The 21,189-nt window shown below is 33.0% G+C and carries 12 protein-coding genes and 3 tRNA genes; 13 read left to right on the top strand and 2 right to left on the bottom strand.

The window, feature by feature from the left end; translation table 11 throughout:
• The first annotated feature begins 98 nt into the window (after window positions 1–98).
• From ABD715_RS12565 to ABD715_RS12525, 9 genes are all read left to right on the top strand, one after another.
• Window positions 99–4,067 carry a DUF1592 domain-containing protein gene (locus ABD715_RS12565; RefSeq protein ID WP_344788602.1) on the top strand — a complete coding sequence of 1,323 codons (3,969 nt, stop codon included), beginning with the start codon at window positions 99–101 and terminating at the stop codon, window positions 4,065–4,067.
• A gap of 10 nt (window positions 4,068–4,077) precedes the next feature.
• On the top strand, window positions 4,078–5,427 hold the full coding sequence (locus ABD715_RS12560; RefSeq protein ID WP_344788601.1) for a DUF1552 domain-containing protein: 1,350 nt from the start codon (window positions 4,078–4,080) through the stop codon (window positions 5,425–5,427).
• Between the two features lie 50 nt (window positions 5,428–5,477).
• Window positions 5,478–6,803 (top strand): L-fucose:H+ symporter permease, encoded by a 1,326-nt coding sequence (gene fucP / locus ABD715_RS12555; RefSeq protein WP_344788600.1) that lies wholly within the window; start codon window positions 5,478–5,480, stop codon window positions 6,801–6,803.
• Between the two features lie 51 nt (window positions 6,804–6,854).
• The gene (locus ABD715_RS12550; RefSeq protein WP_344788599.1) at window positions 6,855–7,829 is read left to right on the top strand and encodes a cytochrome-c peroxidase; all 975 of its coding nucleotides are present in this window, start codon (window positions 6,855–6,857) and stop codon (window positions 7,827–7,829) included.
• 12 nt (window positions 7,830–7,841) lie between these two features.
• Window positions 7,842–9,755, top strand: coding sequence for a PQQ-binding-like beta-propeller repeat protein (locus tag ABD715_RS12545; protein WP_344788598.1), 1,914 nt, complete (start codon window positions 7,842–7,844; stop codon window positions 9,753–9,755).
• A gap of 121 nt (window positions 9,756–9,876) precedes the next feature.
• The gene (locus tag ABD715_RS12540; protein WP_344788597.1) at window positions 9,877–11,253 is read left to right on the top strand and encodes a sulfatase; all 1,377 of its coding nucleotides are present in this window, start codon (window positions 9,877–9,879) and stop codon (window positions 11,251–11,253) included.
• The gene (locus ABD715_RS12535; protein WP_344788596.1) at window positions 11,240–12,655 is read left to right on the top strand and encodes a sulfatase-like hydrolase/transferase; all 1,416 of its coding nucleotides are present in this window, start codon (window positions 11,240–11,242) and stop codon (window positions 12,653–12,655) included. Before ABD715_RS12540 ends, ABD715_RS12535 begins: the two co-directional genes overlap by 14 nt.
• 15 nt (window positions 12,656–12,670) lie before the next feature.
• Window positions 12,671–14,203 (top strand): sulfatase family protein, encoded by a 1,533-nt coding sequence (locus tag ABD715_RS12530; RefSeq protein ID WP_344788595.1) that lies wholly within the window; start codon window positions 12,671–12,673, stop codon window positions 14,201–14,203.
• A 13-nt stretch (window positions 14,204–14,216) separates the two neighbouring features.
• Window positions 14,217–16,583: a glycoside hydrolase family 2 protein gene (locus ABD715_RS12525; protein WP_344788594.1), complete on the top strand. Its 2,367-nt coding sequence runs from the start codon at window positions 14,217–14,219 to the stop codon at window positions 16,581–16,583.
• A gap of 40 nt (window positions 16,584–16,623) precedes the next feature.
• Here ABD715_RS12525 and ABD715_RS12520 read toward each other — a convergent pair whose 3' ends face one another.
• Both ABD715_RS12520 and ABD715_RS12515 read right to left on the bottom strand, forming a co-directional pair.
• Window positions 16,624–17,373, bottom strand: coding sequence for a C40 family peptidase (locus ABD715_RS12520; protein ID WP_344788593.1), 750 nt, complete (start codon window positions 17,371–17,373; stop codon window positions 16,624–16,626).
• Between the two features lie 9 nt (window positions 17,374–17,382).
• Window positions 17,383–18,561 (bottom strand): acetyl-CoA C-acyltransferase, encoded by a 1,179-nt coding sequence (locus ABD715_RS12515; RefSeq protein WP_344788592.1) that lies wholly within the window; start codon window positions 18,559–18,561, stop codon window positions 17,383–17,385.
• Window positions 18,562–18,691: 130 nt separating this feature from the next.
• Between ABD715_RS12515 and ABD715_RS12510 the strand changes: the two genes are divergently transcribed.
• The 4 genes from ABD715_RS12510 to ABD715_RS12495 all read left to right on the top strand — a co-directional run bounded on the left by ABD715_RS12510 (window position 18,692) and on the right by ABD715_RS12495 (window position 21,151).
• Entirely contained in the window at window positions 18,692–20,740 is a 2,049-nt protein-coding gene (locus tag ABD715_RS12510) for an HD family phosphohydrolase (RefSeq protein ID WP_344788591.1), read from the top strand.
• A gap of 90 nt (window positions 20,741–20,830) precedes the next feature.
• Window positions 20,831–20,919: transfer RNA gene (locus ABD715_RS12505), tRNA-Ser, on the top strand.
• 54 nt (window positions 20,920–20,973) lie between these two features.
• Window positions 20,974–21,048: transfer RNA gene (locus ABD715_RS12500), tRNA-Pro, on the top strand.
• A gap of 29 nt (window positions 21,049–21,077) precedes the next feature.
• Window positions 21,078–21,151: transfer RNA gene (locus ABD715_RS12495), tRNA-Arg, on the top strand.
• Window positions 21,152–21,189 lie beyond the last annotated feature (38 nt).

Raw genomic sequence — 21,189 nt, 5'->3', positions numbered from 1 at the left:
TTTACACTATAATCCCCTTATTGTTGGAGTATTATCCCCTGTCAATTTTTTTTATGAGAATTAACTTTGGAGTCTATAGTTTATTATAAAATTTGTTTATGAAGGTAACACTCTCTGTTGCGTCTATTTTTACATTAATTTTAATGGGGCTTATATTAGCGCCAATAAACATTGATGGCAAAAATGAATTAGTACTTTACATTGGAAATTTTCACCCATTAATTTTACATATTCCAATAGGAGCATTGTTAGGTGTTTTTGTTTTAGAGGTTGTTAATTTAATAAAACCAAAATTACAGTTAGAAAACGCAAGTAAAATATTATTGTGGTTTACAGTAATAAGCTTAATTCCTGCTGTAATTTTCGGAATGTTTTTAGCGTCTAGTGGTGGTTATAATGTTGAGGTATTATCGTTTCATAAATGGTTAGGTTGGGCAACCGCATTATTATGTGTTTGGCTATTAGTTTTTAGACTATGGGCTTATACAAAGTCTCAAAAAACAATACGTATTTATCAAGGCTTACTATTTATAAATGTAATACTGTTAACTTTTGCGGGCCACTATGGGGGCTCTTTAACACATGGTGCTGGTTACTTAACCAAAGATATGCCAGTAAGTATGAAAGAGTTTTTTGGAGTAGAAAAATCTAAAACAGAATCTATTTTATCATCAATAAAGGAATTGGCTAAAGATAAAGGCGAAAGCGAAGAAGCTAAATTAGCGTTAATCTTTGCAGATAGTATTCATCCTATAATGGATAAAAATTGTTTTGAATGTCATAATGCAAATAAACAAAAAGGCGATTTACGTTTAGATACAGCTAGTTGGGAAATGATAAAACCCGAAGATGTAAAAAAATGGGAAACGGTTTTTGAAGAAATTAGCGAAGGCAATATGCCTCCAGAAGAAGAAGAACCTTTAACAGAAGCAGATAAAAACAGTATTTTAAATTGGATAACAAATTCTTTAAATAAATTAACTCCAGAAGTAAAACAACAAATAGCGCTTAAAGAGGAAGCTAAAGCAAAAGCTAAGGCAGAACAAAGAAAAAAGGAGTTAGCTATTTTAGCAAGTAAACCCAAAGTTAAATTAAGCAAACAGGCTTTGCATTATGCAAATAATATTAAGCCAATAATGGATAAATATTGTTACGATTGTCATGGGCCAGATAAGCAAAAAGGTAGCGTACGCTTAGATCGTTTAAATTGGGATATGGTAAAAGGAGCAGATGCCGAAAGTTGGCACTCTGCATTAGATATGATTAACTCTGGAGAAATGCCTCCAAAGAAAAAACCACAACTAACTGCTAAAGAGAGAAAAGAGGTTGTTAATTGGATAACAAACTCGTTAGAGCATGCTGCAAAAGCTAAAAACAGTAATGCAAAAGAAGTAACAAGAAGGCTAACAAAATCGCAATACACAAATTCTTTAAACGAAATATTAGGGTTACCTATTAATTTTGGTAGTGTTTTACCAGACGATGGCAAATCTAAAATGGGTTTTACTAATAATGGAGAAACACTTCAAATATCGTCTTTGCATATAGATTATTATCAAAAAATTGCCCGTAATGCTTTAGATAAAGCTATTGTTTTTGGCGATAAACCAGAACCTAAAATATATAAGATTACAGTTGGAGAAGGTATTGGGAAAAATGAAATTTCTGCAGAGTTTGGAGGGTTTCAATCTGTAGCTATAAAAAGCGACAATTTTAAAGTTGATGTTTTAGATTCTAAAAATAATGAAAAAACAGATGTAGATGAAATTAAAAGACTTATAGGTATAGGTATGCGAGGCTCTGGTAACGATAGGTTTTCGGTAGTAGAAAACGGATTAATGCTATACTCCGCCTTACCTCATAAAGATGTGCCACCTCGTTCTTGGCAAGGGCCATCTCCAAACATGAAAATGTTGGTAAAAAATAATTTTCCTAGATCAGGAAGGTTTAAGCTAAAAATAATAGCTGCAAAAGGTTATGCTTTAGAGGCTAAAGAAGGTATTATTGGATTAAGGAAAAACGAACCAGCAGTAGTTAATGCTAATACCATAATTATAAAAGCAAAAGATGTAAAAGTAATTAATAGGCTACAGCTTAAAGACGATAAGTTTTTAGTTCCAATAGCTACAGATGCCAATGCAACTGCAAAGTTAAAATTAAATGTTCCAGAAACAGGGTATTATCAAATAGATCTTGTACACCCTTATGTACCACAAGAAAACATGCCATCTTTTTTAATGAAAATAGGGAGGTTTAATAAAGTGCAAGAACGGTTAAAACTAGATAAAAGCTTAGCAGATAAAAGCGAAATAGTTACCCCAGTAACTTTGGCATCGTTAAAGAAGGGAACTTACGAGATAACTTTAGGAGGAAAGTTTTTTGTTGGATTTAGCGAAGTTAGAATTTCTCAACTATCTGATGATGACCCTTTGCCTAAAAAATTAAAAGCAGAAGCTGCTAAAAATCAAAAGAAATACGAAAACATGACGCCATCTATAAGAGCCTTTATAGGTTCTAGAACAGACGATGGTATGGATTATAGAACCTTTGATGAAGACAAAGATGTTATAGGGGGAATTAATGAGTTTAATACCTATGAGTTTACAGGACAATTAGAAAATTTACCATTACCAGTTTACGATCCTAACGAGAAAAATGAAAATTCTAATACCATGATAATTGGTTTATGGAATAACCATTTAGTAAAACAAAAAGGAGAAACAGGACCTCCGCTTTTGGTAAAGTCTATGGAATTGGAGGCTCCATATCACCCAGTTTGGCCACCAGAAAGTCATACAAATATCTTTTTCGATTCTCCAAACAAAAATAATAAAGAGGTTTATACAGCCGAGGTGTTAAAGAAGTTTATGGAACATGCCTTTAGACGCCCTTTAATAGAAGGTGAGTTGGATAGGTATATGGATTTTTGGAGAAACTCTAGAGATGATTTTGATAGGTATGAAGACGGTGTTAAAGAAGTGTTAGTGGCTGTACTATGCTCTCCTAGTTTTTTATATTTATTAGAAGGCGAAAAGCCAAGCCCTAAAAATACTGCCGAAGAGTTTTTATTAGCTTCAAAAATGTCTTATTTTTTATGGAATACACCTCCAGACAACGAGTTAATTAACTTAGCAAAACAAGGGGATTTAAAAAAGCAATTGCCTAATCAAATTGTTCGTATGGCAAATAGCCCTAAAATTAAGAACATGATAGAGTCTTTTGCTTACGATTGGTTAAGAGTAGATCGCTTAAAAGGGATGAGCACCAATAAGAATTTATATCCAGATTTTACACGATTTGTAAAACAAGATATGGCAGAAGAGACTTATAGTTTTATTCATTATATTTTAAAAGAAAACCTAAGTATTTTAAATTTTATCGATTCAGATTTTGCTATGTTAAATCAAAATTTAGCAGAGTTTTATGGTGTAGAAGGAGTTAAAGGAAATGCATTTAGACCTGTAGCTATTGCTAGAGAAAAAAACAGAGGTGGTTTATTATCTCAAGGAGCTTTTCTAACAGGGCATTCAGATGGCGTGCAAGCGCACCCAATTAAACGTGCTGTATGGTTAAAAGAGAAAATATTAGGCGATCCACCACCACCGCCACCGCCAAATGTACCAGAATTAGATCCAGAAACTCCAGGTTTCGAAACACTAACATTAAAAGAACAATTAGAGCTTCATAGAAATAAAGCTTCATGTGTAGATTGTCATTTAAAAATAGATCCTTTCGGAGTTGCTTTTGAGAATTATGATGCAGTAGGAAGATATCAAAAGTTAGCAAAAAACAAACCTATAGATTCAAAATCTAAATTACCAGATGGTACAGAAGTAGAAGGTATTGAGGGGATTAAAGAATATATATTAAATTTAAAAAGAGAAGATTTTACAAAGTCTTTAGTAGAGCATTTATACGCGTATGCTTTAGGAAGAGATGTAAGCTTTTCTGATGATAAAGAATTAAATAGAATAGTAGAAAAAATTAAGAAAAACGATTATAAATTTCAAACCGTTTTGGAAGAAATTGTTTTAAGCGATTCTTTTTCTAAAAGTGCAAACCAATAAAACGAATATTATGGCAAAAAAATCATGGCATTTAAATAGAAGAACCTTTATAAAAGGATTAGGAGCATCTGTTATGTTACCATATTTAGAGTGTATGGGTATGGGAAACCTTACTAGTTTTGGAGACGTTTCTGTAGCTCCAAAAAGACTTTGTTTTGTATATTTCCCCAATGGTGTAGCAATGCCTGGAAAAAAGCATAAAACAGATAAAGACTGGAATTGGTTTCCGCACGAACAAGGAACTAATTATAAATTAACAAAGTCGTTATCTCCTCTAGAACCTTTTAGAAATGAGATGTCTATTTTAGGCGGATTAAGTCATCCAAATAGTCGTAGTGTTTTAGGGCATATGGCTGGAGATACTTGGTTAACAGGAGGCGATTTAAGAGGCGATACATATAATAATAGCATTTCTGTAGATCAATTAGCAGCACAAAAATTAAGAAAACATACACGTATACCTTCATTAACAATATCTACAGATGGCGGTGTTGGTTATAAATCTAGAGCATCAACTTTGTCTTTTGATAGTGTTGGTAAAGCGGTTCCGTCAGAACATCGTCAAAGAGAAATTTTTGAACGTTATTTTTCTAAAACAGGAGGAGCTAGTGCAGCAGAAAGGCGTAAAAGTTTAAAGCAGGGCAAAAAAATTGTCGATTTAGTTTTAGAAGATAGTAAACGTATTAAAAACCGTTTAGGGTATAATGATAAGTCTAAGTTAGACGAGTACATGTCTTCTTTAAATAGAGTTGAAGAGCAAGTAAAACGTAACGAAAAATGGTTAGATATACCTATGAAGGATTTCGATGCTAGCCATATAAACTTAAATGTTGATGCAGCAATAGATCCTGAAGCATATCTACGTTCTACAATGGATTTAATGATTTTAGGCTTTCAAACAGACATAACACGTGTTATGACTTATATGATGGCTCGTGAAGATGGAATGGGCTTTGGAGATGCATTTCCTAAACTAGCTTTAGATTTAGGTGGACACCACAGTATGACACATGACAAGAAAACGGGCCATTACGAAAGACAAGGTAAATATGACCAGTGGTTAACAAAGCAGTTTGCTTATTTTATGGATAAAATGAAAAATACGCACGACGAGCACGGTTCTTTACTAGATAATACTTTAGTTCTATATGGTAGTGCATGTAGTTCTACACACAATGCAAACAACTGTCCGCTTGTGTTGGCAGGAGGCTCTAATATGGGAGTAAAGCACGGAAGTTACGAAGTTTTCGATGCTAAAAAAATACATTTATCAAACTTATTTGTAAGTATGTTAAATAAGGTTGGTATTGAAACTGAGTCTTTTGCAGATAGTACAGGAGCATTACCATCAGTTTTATAATTAATTTTAATACATTTAAAAACCAAAAAAACTAAACTAAACCAATACGAATGAGTACAGAAACAAAAGCACCAATTGTAAGCAAGCAATTATTATTTCCTTTTATTATAATAACATCCTTATTTGCACTTTGGGGTATTGCTAACGATTTAACAAACCCAATGGTATCTGCATTTAAAAAAGTAATGCCAGAACTATCAAATTTACAAGCATCGTTAGTACAGTCTGCTTTCTATTTTGGGTACTTTTTTATGGCATTGCCAGCAGCATTATTTATTAGAAAATACAGCTATAAATCTGGAATTATTTTAGGTTTAACACTTTATGCCATTGGTGCATTTATGTTTTATCCAGCAGCTGCTTTCGAAGATTTTAACTTTTTCCTTATTTCTTTGTGGGTTATTACCTGCGGACTATCTTTTTTAGAAACCACAGCAAATCCTTTAATTTTAGCATTAGGAGATAAAAGAACAGCAACACAGCGCTTAAATTTAGCGCAAGCGTTTAACCCTGTTGGCTCTTTAACAGGTATGGTAATAGCTCAGGTTTTTGTTTTAAGTGCATTACGATCAGATGATTATACAACTGAGGCTTATAATGCTTTAGAATCAGCAGAATTAGCTGCTATTCGCGAAAACGATTTAAGCGTTATTAGTTTTCCATACATTGCATTAGGCGTTTTGGTTTTGGCTATTATGGCCATTATCATATTTACTAAGATACCAAAAACACCACAAGAAGATAAAATGAGTTTATCAAATTCATTTAAAAAACTATTTGCAAACAAAAATTATTTAGGCGGTGTAGTAGCTCAAGCAGCTTGTGTAGGCTCGCAAATTATGTGTTGGACTTTTATTTTTCAATATGTAGATAATTTAAATGCAACCAACGGGATGGATATTACAGCAACACATTATAACATTGCTGCTATGATTTTGTTTTTATCTGGACGATGGATTGGAACTGGATTAATGCGTAAAATGAATCCGTCTAAAGTATTAGCTATTTTTGGTTTCTCTGGTGCTGTTTGTGCTGTTGGAGCCATCCTATTAACAGGAATAGCAGGTTTAATATCGCTTGTTGCTATATCTATATTTATGTCTATTATGTTTCCAACCATATATGGTATTGCTTTAAAAGACATGGGAGACGAAGCAAAAATTGGTTCTGCAGGTTTAGTTATGGCTATTGTAGGTGGGGCTTTTATGCCACCAATTCAGGCTTCAATTTTAGATATGGGAGGCGATGGTTTTAACGATGTTACTTTTTTAGGATACATTCCAGAGGTTAATTTTTCTTTTATTTTACCTATGTTTTGTTTAGCAGTTGTTGGTTTTTACGGTTACAGAACGATTCAAAAAGTTAAGACAGTATAACCATTAATGTATTTTTCTAAATTTCATGTTTTTTTTTATGTTTCAGTTTGTATGTTGCTATGCGGCAATGCTCAAGAAATTAATAAAACCGAAGCTAATAAATTAAGAACAATTTTAGAAGTGTTTTTTAACCCTGTAGAAACAGATACCCAGTTTCTATTAGCAAATAAAAACAAAATAAATTTAGGTAGGCATTTGTTTTTTGACGAGCGACTTTCTACAAATGCAACAATATCTTGTAATAGTTGCCATAATTTAAATGCGTTTGGTACAAACGGAAGTTACTATTTAGATAAGCATAAAAATGGCAAGTGGTTTAGAGATGTGCCAACACTTTATAACGTACATACGCTGTCTATATATAACGCCGATGGTGGAATAAACACCTTAAAAGATAAAATAAATGATGCTTTTTCTAATGGTTTTGAAATGCATGTAACAGATAAAAATGTAATTATAGATCGCTTAAAAGCTATTGAAGATTATCGTATTTTATTTAATCAAGTTTATGTAGATGATACAAATGCAGTATCGTTTAATAATATAGTCGATGCTTTGCAAACGTTTATAAAAGGTTTAACGACACCAGCACCTATAGATAAATTTATAAAAGGAGATAATAAGGCTTTGTCTAAAATGCAAATACAAGGCGGACATATTTTTAATGATAAAAACTGCTACTCTTGCCATACGGGTTCTAATATTGGAGGACAAATGATTCAAAAATTAGGAGTAGAATTTAATTGGCCTAACCAAAAAGATTTGGGTTATTATAATATTGAGAGAAATCCAGATTATAAAATGTTTTTTAGAGTATCACCTTTAAGAAACGTAGAAAAAACGTCGCCTTATTTTCATGACAGAACCTCTAAGAACCTAGAAGAAGCTGTGCAATGGATGGGTAAGTACGAACGCGGTTTAGATATAAGTGCTTCCGAAGCCAAAAAAATAAGTGCCTTTTTAAAGGGGTTAACTGGAGAAATTCCTTCTGTATATATAAAGAAACCAACCAAACTAGTAAACTAAAAGTTATAAAATATGAAAGTGTTATTTAAACTATTGTCCAGTTATTTATTAATAAGTTTAGTTTTATTATCGTGTAATACACCACAAAAAAGCAGTGTTTTAATTGCAGGTAGCCAAAACCAATGGCCAATGTCTGGTGGTCCAGATGGTAGTTGGAAAGTAAAAACAGATTTAAAAGTACCAACAAAATGGTCTGTAAGAACGGGAGAAAATATAAAATGGAAAACCACATTACCAGAAGGAGGACAAAGTGGTATTGCTGTTTGGAGAGATAAGTTGTTTTTAACTATTAATCCGCCAAATAACGATGCAAAGTATAGCGATGTTTTATCTCAATTTAATACAGCTAAAGCAGCTTACAATTTACTTTTAAATTCAGAAATAGAAAGATTAACTAAAAAAGGAGACGCTGGTTTTTATGCTGTAAAAAAAGCATTGATATTACCAGAAAAAGAATGGAATGCGGTATTAGAAAAAAATAAACATTATCAAGAAGCATCTGCTATAGAGAAACCTGCTATAGCTCAAAACATGATGAGAAAAGACAAAAAAGGTAAAGCTTATTCAAAAGCATTAGAGTCTTATAAAAGTTATATTCACAAAAAATCTAATCCGCTTAATGTTGCTTATAAAAGTTATCAAAAAGCTATACAAGCTAAGAAAGGAGGTGCTTCTAGTGCAGATATCATATTAATGTGTTTAAACTCTAATTCTGGAGATATTTTATGGAGTAAAACCATTAAAGGTACAGTGTCTAGTCAATATAATTATGGATTTAGCGATGCAACCACACCTTGTCCAATAACAGATGGTAAAAATGTTTGGGCTATTAATGCAAGTGGAGGTATGGCTTGTTATTCTTTAGAGGGCGATTTAGTTTGGGAACGTACTTGGAAACCATCCATGGGAGGTAAACCATTTAATAAGCAATTCGATTCGGTACTTTTTGAAGATTTAATTTTAAATACAGAGCCTCCAGTTGAAGGAGATACTACAAGACATGCAAATTGGAACTACTTACATGCATTTAATAAAAATACTGGAGCACGTATTTGGGTTACTAAAGAAGCTTTAACGCATTACAATACACCAATATTAGGAGAAACAAAAGATGGCAAACCTGCTGTTTTAATTGGTAGAGGTGGTCCGCATGGTGTGCCAGAGCGCCCAGTTGGTTTAAGTTTAATTGGTTTATCTGGAGAAAACGAAGGACAAGCGTTATGGAACTGGGAACCTAAAGAGCCAAACGAGTTTTCGGGTTGGGGAGCTTTAAGTACACAGCATTGGGATGCGCATAAAGCATCGTGGTTTTATAAAGGAGACGATCATGCTATAATAAACACGGTATCTGGAGCATTAATTTCTAAAAAACCGTTAAACGTAGTTAATCAGTTTAATTTTGATGTTTCAACGGGTAAGCATCATTTAAGTAAGAATGTTAGTTTAAATCATCATCAAAATCAGCGTCATTGTAATATTTCCGAAGGAGAAAACCTTTTTTATATGGTAAGGTATAGTCCTTTTATTGCGCGCCACAATGTAATTACAGGTATTAACGAGCATATTGAGATGCCACAAGAAATTAACGAAGATGGAAGTTTTGTTTGGAGAAAAGATCAAAAAAATGATGGGTTAAATGCCAAAGGTCAACTTCATGCTTTAGATGCAAGAACACGAGGCGATGGTTTTCAAAAGTGTTTTTTAGGGTCTCCAACTATGATTAATAATTACATTTATTTTACAAATGCAATAGGTTTGGTTTACGTAGTAGATGCTAATGCAAAAACCTTTGATGCTTCTGCAATTGTTGCTGTAAACGATTTAGGTAAAAAAGGCGAAACATGGTCTGTAAATTCATTAAGTTTTGCTAATGGGCATATATACCACAGAACGATGAAAGAAATTATTTGTATTGGTAATAATTAAGTAGAATAAGTATATAACTGCAACATACAGCTCTGTACTAAAGAGTACATTTATTAAACTAAGAAAGACACCTTTTAGAGGTGTTTTTCTTTACTTCGTGTTTAATAAAATGTATAACTAAATGTTTAAAAGAATTTCATTAATATGCGTTGTTTTTATAGCAACGTTAAAAATTTCGGCTCAAGAAAAACCAAATATCGTGTTACTGTTTGTAGACGATTACGGTTGGGCAGATATAGGGTATAGAAACACAACATTCAATACACCAAATTTAGATAAGCTTAAAAAAGAAAGTTTAGATTTTGAGCGTGCTTATATACCAACGCCAACTTGTAGCCCAAGTAGGTTGTCTTTACTTACAGGAAAAGAAGCGGTGCGTTTGCAAATGGTGCGTCATATTCATTTAGATCCAGAAAAACCAGACGCTAAATATGCTTTATGGAAAACAGATCCAGTGCAAATGCCTTCTATTAACTATTTACCATTAAAGGAGGTTACTTATGCCGAAAAACTTAAAGAGTTAGGGTATTATAACATGTTTATAGGGAAATGGCATTTAGGGCATACAGGAAGATATCCAACAGATCAAGGTTTTCATGCCGATTTTGGAACCACAGATGCAGGACACCCAAAAAGTTACTATTATCCGTTCTTCAAAACTTCAGAAGACCCTAAAGGTTTTATGAAAAACTACAAAGAAGGAGATTATTTAACTGATGTTTTAACAGATGGTGCAGTCGATTTTATTAAAGATTACGATAAAGAAGAACCTTTTATGCTGTCGTTTTGGTACTATTCTGTGCATGGACCTTCCATAGGAAGGAAGGATTTATTAAAAAAATATCAAGATGCCGGTTTAGAAGGTAAATATGCACATCATGCAGCTATGGTTGAAGCCATGGACGAATCTGTTGGTCGTGTAAGAGCAGCTTTAAAAGATAAAGGCATTGCAGATAATACGGTTTTTATTGTATTGTCAGATCAAGGTGGCGCATACACAAATGCCCCTTTACGTGGCGGTAAAAAAGGAGGCGATACTTTGGCTGAAGGCGGAGCAAGAGTTCCTTTTATGATTTATTATCCTGGTTTAACCCAAGCCAATACTGTTTGCCATACACCTGTACAATCTGTAGATGTTTTTCCTACGGTAGTAGAAATAGCTTCTGGTAAAAGTTGTAAAGCTAAAGGTATTCAAGGTGTTAGCCTTATGCCAATTTTAAAAGGAAAAACCATTAAAAAAAGAAACTTATTTGGATTTAGAAGTTACGAAGACCAATATTGTTCTATTACTTCTGGCGATTGGAAAATGATTAAATACCACTCGGGAAAATATCAGCTATATAATGTAGTAAAAGATAGAAGTGAATTAAATGATTTAATAGGAACAGGATTAAGAATTGAAACCAAATTAAAAAAGGATTTGGCTAAATGGGAAAAGAAAGCGGTGCCAGACTATGGACCACATCAATTAAGTGAAGGAGGTTATGAGTTACATTAAAATTACAACAATATTTACTCTGTTAATTTCTATAGTTTCATGCGGAAGCAAGGAAATAGAAAAGAAAACAACAGCTAAAAAATTAGATAAGCCTAATATCATTTTTTTATTGGCAGACGATTTAGGTTATGGCGAATTGGGATCTTATGGGCAAGAAGTTATAAAAACACCATTTTTAGACGAAATAGCATCTAAAGGCTTACGTTTTACAGATTTTTATGCAGGGACTTCAGTGTGTTCGCCATCGCGAGCTGTTTTAATGACGGGTAAGCATACTGGGCATTTAAGTATTCGTGGAAATAAAGGAAAATTATCTGACAAAAAATGGGACAGAGTAGCACTTAAAAAATCAGAAACTACTGTTGGCGAAGTACTTCAGGCTGCAGGATACCAAACCGCAATGATTGGTAAATGGCATTTAGGCGTGCCCGAAGATATGTCTACTTGGGCAAAAGGTCGTGGTTTTGACTATGCAGTGCAAGAGCAATGGGGAAAATCTATAAAAGGAAATGTAATAGACGAGCGCGTGCATTGGGTAAATAATAATGAAGATTCTGTTTTTTATAATTATAATAATTATAAATGTTTAGACGAATTTAGAACCAATTTTGCTTTAGATTATTTAGATAATAAAGACGATAATAAGCCTTTCTTTTTATACATGTCTTATAGAATACCACATGCACACGAATTCTTTTTAAGTAAAAACGATTTATATGCAGATAAAATGGAAGAATGGCCAGAAATAGAGCGTCGTCATGCAGCACGTATTACCATGTTAGACAACCAAATTAAACGCATGTTTAAAAAGCTAGAAAAAAATGGAGAATTAGATAATACTCTTATATTAATTTCTAGCGATAACGGGCCAACAAACGAGAATCACCACGATTATAAGTTCTTTAATAGTTCTGGAAACTTAAAAGGATTTAAACGCGATGTATACGAGGGTGGAGTGCGAGTACCTTTAATAGCTTATTGGAAAGGAAAAATAAAAGAAGGGCAAACAACAAACCATCAAGCTACATTTTACGACATTATGCCAACTTTGGCAGAAATAGCAGAAACTACAGCTCCAAAAAATATTGATGGTATTTCTATGTTGCCAGAATTATTAGGAAAACCACAAAAGAAGCATGATTTTTTATATTGGGAAATTCAAGAAGGAGCTTCGGTAAAAGGGTTTCGTCAAGCAACAAGAATTGGAAACTGGAAAGCAGTACGATACGGTAATAACTACCATACAGAACTTTATAATTTAGAAAACGATTTGTATGAAACTACCGATATATCTAAATCACATCAAGATATTGTAAATCAGGCAAATCACATTTTTAAAACACAAAGCGAAAAAGATATTCATTTTCCATTTTCAGGAGGTGTATTCAAGACTAATCAATAGATCTAATAATAAAATATGCAATCAATATCAAAAATATTAAATCTTGCAATACTAGCTGTAATAGTAGTGTCTTGCAAAGAGACTAAAAGCTCAGAATTTAAAGGAGATTTAAATAAAAAAGAAGGTCGAAAACCAAACATTATTTGGTTAATGGCAGAAGATATGAGTACCGATCTAGAATGTTACGGTATGCCAAATGTAAAAACCCCGCATTTAAATAAAATGGCAGCAGAAGGTATTCGCTTTAATAATGCTTTTGTAACAAACCCTATTTGTTCGCCTAGTAGATCGTCTATGATGGTGGGAACTCATCAGGTTAAAACCAACACACATCACCACAGAAGTAATAGAAATCAACCTTTAGATGCTCAATTTAAACCATTTACCAAATTATTAAGAGATGCAGGTTATACTACTATTCTTGGGCATGAAAAGGTATATACTTATGGGCAAAAAATTGATGTAAATTTTAAACATGAAGCTATTGGCCCTTGGGATGGAAAAGAAAATTTTGGTTTGTTTGATAAGACTAACACCTTTACAAAGGCAGACGAGCCATTTTTTGCGCAAATACAATTAAAAGTAACACATAGGGGAGAATGGTGGTCAGAAATTAGAGAACAATCTAAACATCCTGTAAACCCAGAAACCTTAACATTGCCTCCGTATATGGCAGATCATCCTGCCATTCGTTTAGATTGGGCTAAATATTTAGATCAAGTAGAGTATATGGATGACGAAGTCGGTATGATTTTTAAAGAGCTAGAAGATAAGGGTATGGCAGATAATACCATTGTTATTTTTATAGGAGATAATGGGCGTTGTAACATTAGAGGTAAAGGTTATTTACAAGATCCTGGTTTAAGAATTCCATTTATTATTTATTACCCAAAGGCTTTAAAGGGAGGTCAAGTTTTAGATAAGGTTGTAGCTGCAACAGATATTACTGCTACAATTGTAGATTTTGCAGGTATTGATGTGCCAGACTACATGACAGGGAAACCTATATTTAACGAAAATTTTAATAGAAAGTTTGTTTACGGTGCTCGAGATTTATGGGACGAAGTGGAAGAAGATTCTAAATCGATAACATCTGGAGAATGGTCTTATATTAGAAATAATAAGCCAAATATACCGTATGATGCGCATCAGGCTTATTTAGAGTTTTACAGACCTGCGGTTCATATTATGAGACAGCTTTATAAGGATGGGAAGTTAAACGAAAATCAAAAACCATTTTTTGAGCCTAAAAAACCGGTTGAGGAATTGTATAATATGAAAAACGATCCGTATCAACTAAATAATTTGGCTAACAATCCAGATTATAAAGAGGTTTTAAATAAACTTCGAGAAGAAATTATACTCTTTGATAAAGAAATGGTTCCTGTTAGCGATTTCTATGATCCTATACCAATGATAGGTCCTGCAGTTGTAAAGTGGCTTCAAAAAGAAATGCCAGAAGATTATAAACGCATGTTAGCTGGAGAAGAGATTGGCTATAAAAGAATTACAAAAGCTTATAAAGAAGCGCATAAAGTAAAAAAATAAATATTAAGATAAAATGAAGTTATTTGGGAAACCTGTGTTAAGTCAAATTTTTAAGTTGATAATAGTGGCCATATTAGTGGTTAGTTTTCAATCATGCGACAATGAAAAATCAGAAATAAAAATAAGTATAAATCAAGATTGGAAATTTAAGTTATTAGAAGATTCTAAAGTTTCAGACGCTAATTTTAGCGAAATAAACTTTGATGATTCTAATTGGAATGCAGTAAGTTTACCACATACAGCAAATATAGAACCTTTAGTTGTTAATAACCAGTGGCAAGGTACATGTTGGTATAGAAAATCTTTTTCGGTTCCAGAGTTTACAGTTAGTAAGAGAGTTTGGATAGAGCTTGAGGCAGCTATGAATCATTCTAAACTATGGGTTAATGGTTCTTTAATAAAAATACATCAAGGGGGATATTTACCAGTGGTTGTAGATGTTACTAATTATATTAAAAGAGGAGCGAAAAATGTTTTAGCTGTAAGGTTAAATAATACAGATAATGCTATTACAGGTCCTAAACCATTAAAGCGTTTAGATTTTAATATGTTTAGTGGTTTGTATAGAAATGCATGGTTAATTATTAAAGATAATGTACATATTTCTCATCCTGTTTTAGCCAATAAAGTTGCCGGTGGTGGTGTGTTTGTAACCTACCCAAAGGTTTCAAAAAAACAATCTGTTGTAAATATAAAAACGCATGTTATAAATGAAGATTCTAGTGATAAATTGGTGAAAATTAAGCATAGTCTTTTTTACAATGGTGCTTTAGTTACAGAAAACACATCTAATGTTAAAGCTATAAAAGCAGCAGGTGATAAAGAGTTCTCTGCGAATATTTCTTTAAACAATGCAAAATTATGGTCGCCTAAAAATCCTAATTTATATGTTTTAGAAACCGAAGTGTTGTTAGATGATAAGGTAATTGATAAGAATACAAATACAATTGGAATTAGAGACTTTGTGTTTAAGAATAACAAACTGTTTATTAACGGTGAAGAAACTTTTTTAAGAGGTGTAAATCGTCATCAAGAATATCCATATGTTGGTTATGCCTTATCAGATAATGCACAATATAGAGATGCTAAAAAAATAAAAGATGCTGGATTTAATTATATAAGATTATCACATTATCCACAGTCGCCAGCATTTATGGATGCTTGCGATGCATTAGGTTTGGTAGTAATAGATGCTATTTTGGGTTGGCAATATTATTTAGATAACGATTTATTTAGAGAGTATTGCTATCAATCTGCAACCAATTTAATTCGAAGAGATAGAAATAGACCATCTGTTTTGGCATGGGAAGTATCTTTAAACGAAACCAAAATGCCAATTCCTTTTATGGAAGAGCTAGATAGAATTGTGCATGCCGAGTATCCTGGAGAAAATGTATATTCTTGTGGTTGGATGGACGATGTTTACGATATTTATTTGCAAGCACGCCAACACCGTATTTTGCATCCGCATGAGTTAAAAGATAAACCATATTCTGTATCAGAGTATGGAGATTGGGAGTATTATTCTAAAAATGCAGGACTAAATCAAGATAAATTACCAAATGAATTAAGAGACGAATATAGCAGTAGACAAGCTAGAAAATATGGAGAAGAGCGCTTATTAAGGCAAGCTTATAATCTTCAAGAGTCTCATAACGATAATTTAAACACCGCAGCATATTCAGACAGTTATTGGGTAATGTACGATTATAATAGAGGGTATTATGACAATTTAGAAGAGTCTGGAATAATGGACATATTCAGGTTACCAAAATTCGGTTATTATTTTTATAAAAGTCAAAAAGATCCTAAAGAAGAACCCGTTGTAAATATAGCTAGCTATTGGAATGGAAAATCGCCTTTAGATATACGTGTATATAGTAATTGTGAAGTAGTAAGTTTTTATTTAAATAATATATTGGTAGCAACACAAACTCCAGATAAAAATAAGAATTCTACTAATTTAACGCATCCGCCTTTTACTTTTAAAATGACAGATTTTGAGCGAGGAGAAATTAAAGCAGTAGGGTTAATAGATGGAAAAGAAGTGGCTAGCCATATTGTAAAAACACCAAGTGAAGTTACTAATTTAAAGATATGGTTGGATACAAGCGGAAAAGAAGCTGAGGCTGGTTGCAACGATGTTTTATTTTTATATGTAGCAGGAATTGATGATAATGGAACAGTAAATCCTGATTTTTCTGAAGAAATACTATTAGATATTGATGGCGATGTAGAAATTTTAAATGTAGAAAAAGTAAAAGCAGAAGCAGGAATAGCCACAGCACTTATAAAAATTGGATATAAAAAAGGAACAGTTAAGGTTACTGCAAAAACAGGGAAAACTATTTTGGAAACATATAGTTTTAATGTAAAATAATAGGTTGTTGTATATAAAAGGGTGTTAATGTAATACCCTTTTATATAACCTTTTTAATTACGCGTAATTTATGCGTGTGTATATTTTTGTCTACATTGTAAATACCAGAATGATCTAAACGGTCTATTCTAACTTTTCCGTGGGCATGTATAATGTAATTATCTTTCATAATAATACCAACATGTATAATGTCGCCTTCGCTATTGTCAAAAAAAGCTAAATCTCCAGGTTCGCTTTCTTCAATAAAACTTAAAGCTTCTCCTTGTGTAGCTTGTTGCGAGGCATCTCTAAGTAATTTAAAACCGTTTAGTTTATACACCATTTGTGTAAAACCCGAGCAGTCTATACCAAAAGGCGATTTTCCTCCCCATAAATAAGGGCTATTTAAGTATAAAAAAGCTGTTTTAATTAAGTTTTCTTTTTTGCCAACACCTTCAAAAGAAGCTCCGTCAAACTTATGCTTTAAAAATGAAAGACCGTTTAAAGAAGAGCCTAAAAGCAAAGGATGTAATTGGTCGTTTTCATCTTGAATAAATTCAACTAAATCATGCGATATTTTTGGCGAGTCTTTTTCTAAAAAGTTATAATGAGCTTCTTGAAATTCTACATATTGCTTATTATCTATCCAACCTTCATATTTATCGAAAGCCAAACGAATTTTACTCCAAGATTTACGTTGCTCTAAAACTTTAAAGTGATCGCCATACAAAACCTGAGACACCAATTCGCTTTTATCCGAAGGTTCAAATCTTAAAGGCACAACGCTTAAATTACAAATACCGTACTGCATTCAAATAAATTAATTGCGTTCTATAATAATTGCAGAAGCGCCACCACCGCCATTACATATGGCTGCTGCACCTATTTTAGCGTCGTTTTGTTCTAGTACACTTAATAAAGTAATTAAAATTCTAACACCAGAGCAGCCTAAAGGATGCCCTAAAGAAACAGCGCCACCATTAACATTTACATTGCTATCGTTAAGGCCTAGAATTTTCATGTTTGCCAATCCTACAACAGAAAAAGCTTCGTTAAATTCAAAATAATCAACAGCATCAATACTAATTCCTGCTTTATCAAGGGCTTTAGGTAGTGCTTTAGCAGGTGCGGTAGTAAACCATTCTGGTTCGTGAGCAGCATCAGCATAACTTTTTATTGTAGCTAAAATATCTAATCCAAGCTCGTTTGCTTTTTCTTTGCTCATTAAAACTACAGCGCCAGCACCATCGTTTATAGTAGAGGCATTTGCAGCAGTAACAGTTCCGTCTTTAGTAAATGCAGGACGAAGCGCTGGAATTTTTTCCATTTTTACGTTTGTAAATTCTTCATCTGTATTAACTATTTTGGCATCACCTCTGCGCTGTGGTACTTCAACAGGAACTACTTCGTTATCAAATTTTCCAGCTTTCCAAGCAGCAGCAGACCTGTTGTAAGACTGTATGGCATAGGCGTCTTGATCTTCTCTAGAAAAATTATATTTGGCAGCACAAGCATCGGCACAAACGCCCATAGCATTTTCATCGTAAGCATCAACTAAGCCATCTTTTTGCATACCATCTACAAGGGTAGTACTTCCAAATTTGGTTCCGGTTCTAGCATGTAAATAGTGTGGTATTAAACTCATGTTTTCCATTCCGCCAGCAACTACAACGTTAGCATCGCCAAGGGCTATAGCTTGTGCAGCTTGCATAACAGCTTTCATTCCAGAAGCACAAACTTTATTAACAGTTGTACATGGTACTGTGTTTGGTATACCAGAATAGATAGCAGCTTGTCGTGCAGGGGCTTGTCCTGCGCCTGCTTGTACAACATGACCCATTATAACCTCGTCTACTAATTCTGGCTTTAAATTTATTTTGTTTAAAGCGCCTTTTATAGCGATAGACCCAAGTTTTGGGGCTGGAATGGTTGATAACGCGCCTAAAAAACTTCCAATTGGAGTTCTTGCTGCAGATACAATAACGACTTCTTTATTCATTTTAGTTTACCTTAAATTTACTATCAGCGAAAATAATGATTTTTTAATAGAAATTAGAAGGAATACTGTTTTATAAAAAGCAGCGCAACGCTTAGAAATTTATTACATTTGAAAATATTATTCGTACCATATGAAGGACTTTATAAACAAACTTTATCGAAATCACTCCTTAATCTATAAGACTTTATTGTTTATAAGTACTACTATTTTAATTGTTTATTTGTTTCCTAAAAGCGGAAAATTTAAATATAATTTTGAAAGAGGAAAGCCTTGGCAATCAGAGAATTTATATGCGCCTTTTAATTTTGCCATAAAAAAATCTGAAGAAGAAATATCGGCAGAAAAAAATAAAATTTTAGAGCAGTCTGTTTTATATTTTAATATTGATAATACAGTAAGAAAAAAAATTAATAATTTATATGATAATCAGTTTAAAAGTGTTTTTTCTGACTCTATTTCTAAAGTAGAATCTACATTACTTTTTACTACAGGTAAAAATATTATCTCAGAATTATACAAATACGGTGTTTTAAGTGAAGATTATGAGTTTGATAAAAACAAAGCTGTTGTTATTTTAGATAATCGGGTAAAAAAGCAAACAACCAGTTTCGATAATTTAATTACGCAAAACGAAATTTCTGCACATATAAGCAAACATTTAGTTAAACATAATTTTTTAAATTATAAAACAGATTTTGTTGCTCTTTTTTTTGATATTATAGAGCCTAATTTAAGTTACGATAAGGCTTTTACAGAAAGGGCTTTACAGTCAGAATTAAGTAAAATTTCTTATGCAAGAGGGAGTGTAGAAAAGGAAACCTTACTTATATCTAAGGGCGAAGTTGTAGAAGGTGATAAATTTTTAAAGTTAAAATCTTTACAGTCTGAATACGAATCTCAAGTATGGAGCGATGCTAATTATAACTTAATTTTGTTTGCCTATACATTATTAGTGTCTTTAGCACTTTTAATGTTGCTTTTGTTTTTAAGGAAGTATAGAAGCGATGTTTTTGAAAATAATACAAAAGTGACATTTATTTTCTTTAATATTTTTTTAATGGTTTTAATTACAACTTTGGTTGTAAATTATAATTCGCAGTATATTTATGTGGTACCTATTTGTATATTGCCTTTAATATTCAAGGCCTTTTTTGATGCTAGGTTAGGGCTTTTTGCACACGTAATAACTGTTTTGCTTTTAGGATCTATTGTGCCTAATAGTTACGAATATATGTTTTTACAAATTATAGCTGGTATTGTTACTATTTTAACAGTATCTGAACTGTATAAGCGGGCTAATTTATTTATATCGGTAGGACAAATTACTTTAATTTATATAATAGCTTATTTCGCATTTTTTGTAATACACGAAGGAAGCGCAGAGTCTTTAAATTGGGAAACCTTTCTGCTTTTTATACTATGTGGTTTAGCCACTTTATTTGTGCAACCGTTAATTTATGCTTACGAAAAATTGTTTGGTTTGGTAAGTGATGTTTCTCTTTTAGAATTGTCAGACACTAATTCTAAACTACTTAAAGAACTTGCTAATGTATCGCCAGGTACTTTTCATCACTCTTTAAACGTAGCAAATTTGGCAGAAGCATCAGCAAATGAAATAGGTGCTAATGCTATGTTGGTTAGGGTAGGAGCACTTTATCATGATATAGGTAAAATGGTAAACCCAAATTACTTTACAGAAAACCAATCTACAGGTATTAATCCGCACGACGAACTTACCTCTAAAGAAAGTGCAGAAATTATAACAGACCATGTTATTAATGGTATTGAAATAGCAAGAAAAAATAATTTACCAGATCGGGTTATAGATTTTATAAGAACACACCATGGTACAAGTGTTGTGTATTATTTTTATATGAAAGAAAAAGGAATAAACGCCAATGTAGAAAAAGCAGACTTTAGCTACCCAGGGCCAAAACCTTTTAGTAAAGAAACTGCCATATTGATGATGTGCGATAGTGTTGAAGCTGCATCTAAGAGTTTAAAAAATCCTACATCGACAAAAATTAACGATTTTGTAGAAAATATTATAAATAAGCAAATAGACGAAGGGCAATTTTTAAATGCCAACATAACTTTTAAAGAAATTGAGTCTATTAAAAAAGTGCTAAAACGCAAGCTTGCAAATATTTACCATTTAAGAATAGAATATCCCGAATAATTTTTTAAAAAAAGTAAATAAAATAGTTGTATTCTTAAAGATGTTGTATTACATTTGCACCCGCAATTTATTGCTACGTTCATTAAAACTGGAGAGGTGCCTGAGTGGCCGAAAGGAGCGGTTTGCTAAATCGTCGTAGGTGGAAACACTTACCCAGGGTTCGAATCCCTGTCTCTCCGCAAAAAGTATTACTTAAAATTGAATTCCCAATTAATGTTCAGTTTTATTTTATTCGGGGTGTAGCGTAGCCCGGTTATCGCGCCGCGTTTGGGACGCGGAGGTCGCAGGTTCGAATCCTGCCACCCCGACACTGTTTTCGTAGAAACATAAAAACTACGGGCTCTTAGCTCAGCTGGATAGAGCACCTCCCTTCTAAGGAGGCGGTCGAAGGTTCGAATCCTTCAGGGCTCACAAAAAGACTTACTAGAAATAGTAGGTCTTTTTTGTTT

This window comes from Postechiella marina, assembly GCF_039538365.1.
Classification (GTDB): domain Bacteria; phylum Bacteroidota; class Bacteroidia; order Flavobacteriales; family Flavobacteriaceae; genus Postechiella; species Postechiella marina.
The sequence above is the reverse complement of the archived record's forward strand: the minus strand, read 5'-3'. Positions and strand labels throughout refer to the sequence as shown.

What these genes read in the sequence shown, in the direction of transcription:
- ABD715_RS12565 (WP_344788602.1), top strand. Translation starts at nt 99, where the DNA reads ATGAAGGTAACACTCTCTGTTGCGTCTATTTTTACATTAATTTTAATG.
- ABD715_RS12510 (WP_344788591.1), top strand. Translation starts at nt 18,692, where the DNA reads ATGAAGGACTTTATAAACAAACTTTATCGAAATCACTCCTTAATCTAT.
- ABD715_RS12520 (WP_344788593.1), bottom strand. Translation starts at nt 17,373, where the DNA reads ATGCAGTACGGTATTTGTAATTTAAGCGTTGTGCCTTTAAGATTTGAA.
- ABD715_RS12550 (WP_344788599.1), top strand. Translation starts at nt 6,855, where the DNA reads ATGTTGCTATGCGGCAATGCTCAAGAAATTAATAAAACCGAAGCTAAT.
- ABD715_RS12545 (WP_344788598.1), top strand. Translation starts at nt 7,842, where the DNA reads ATGAAAGTGTTATTTAAACTATTGTCCAGTTATTTATTAATAAGTTTA.
- ABD715_RS12525 (WP_344788594.1), top strand. Translation starts at nt 14,217, where the DNA reads ATGAAGTTATTTGGGAAACCTGTGTTAAGTCAAATTTTTAAGTTGATA.
- ABD715_RS12515 (WP_344788592.1), bottom strand. Translation starts at nt 18,561, where the DNA reads ATGAATAAAGAAGTCGTTATTGTATCTGCAGCAAGAACTCCAATTGGA.
- fucP (WP_344788600.1), top strand. Translation starts at nt 5,478, where the DNA reads ATGAGTACAGAAACAAAAGCACCAATTGTAAGCAAGCAATTATTATTT.
- ABD715_RS12535 (WP_344788596.1), top strand. Translation starts at nt 11,240, where the DNA reads ATGAGTTACATTAAAATTACAACAATATTTACTCTGTTAATTTCTATA.
- ABD715_RS12540 (WP_344788597.1), top strand. Translation starts at nt 9,877, where the DNA reads ATGTTTAAAAGAATTTCATTAATATGCGTTGTTTTTATAGCAACGTTA.
- ABD715_RS12560 (WP_344788601.1), top strand. Translation starts at nt 4,078, where the DNA reads ATGGCAAAAAAATCATGGCATTTAAATAGAAGAACCTTTATAAAAGGA.
- ABD715_RS12530 (WP_344788595.1), top strand. Translation starts at nt 12,671, where the DNA reads ATGCAATCAATATCAAAAATATTAAATCTTGCAATACTAGCTGTAATA.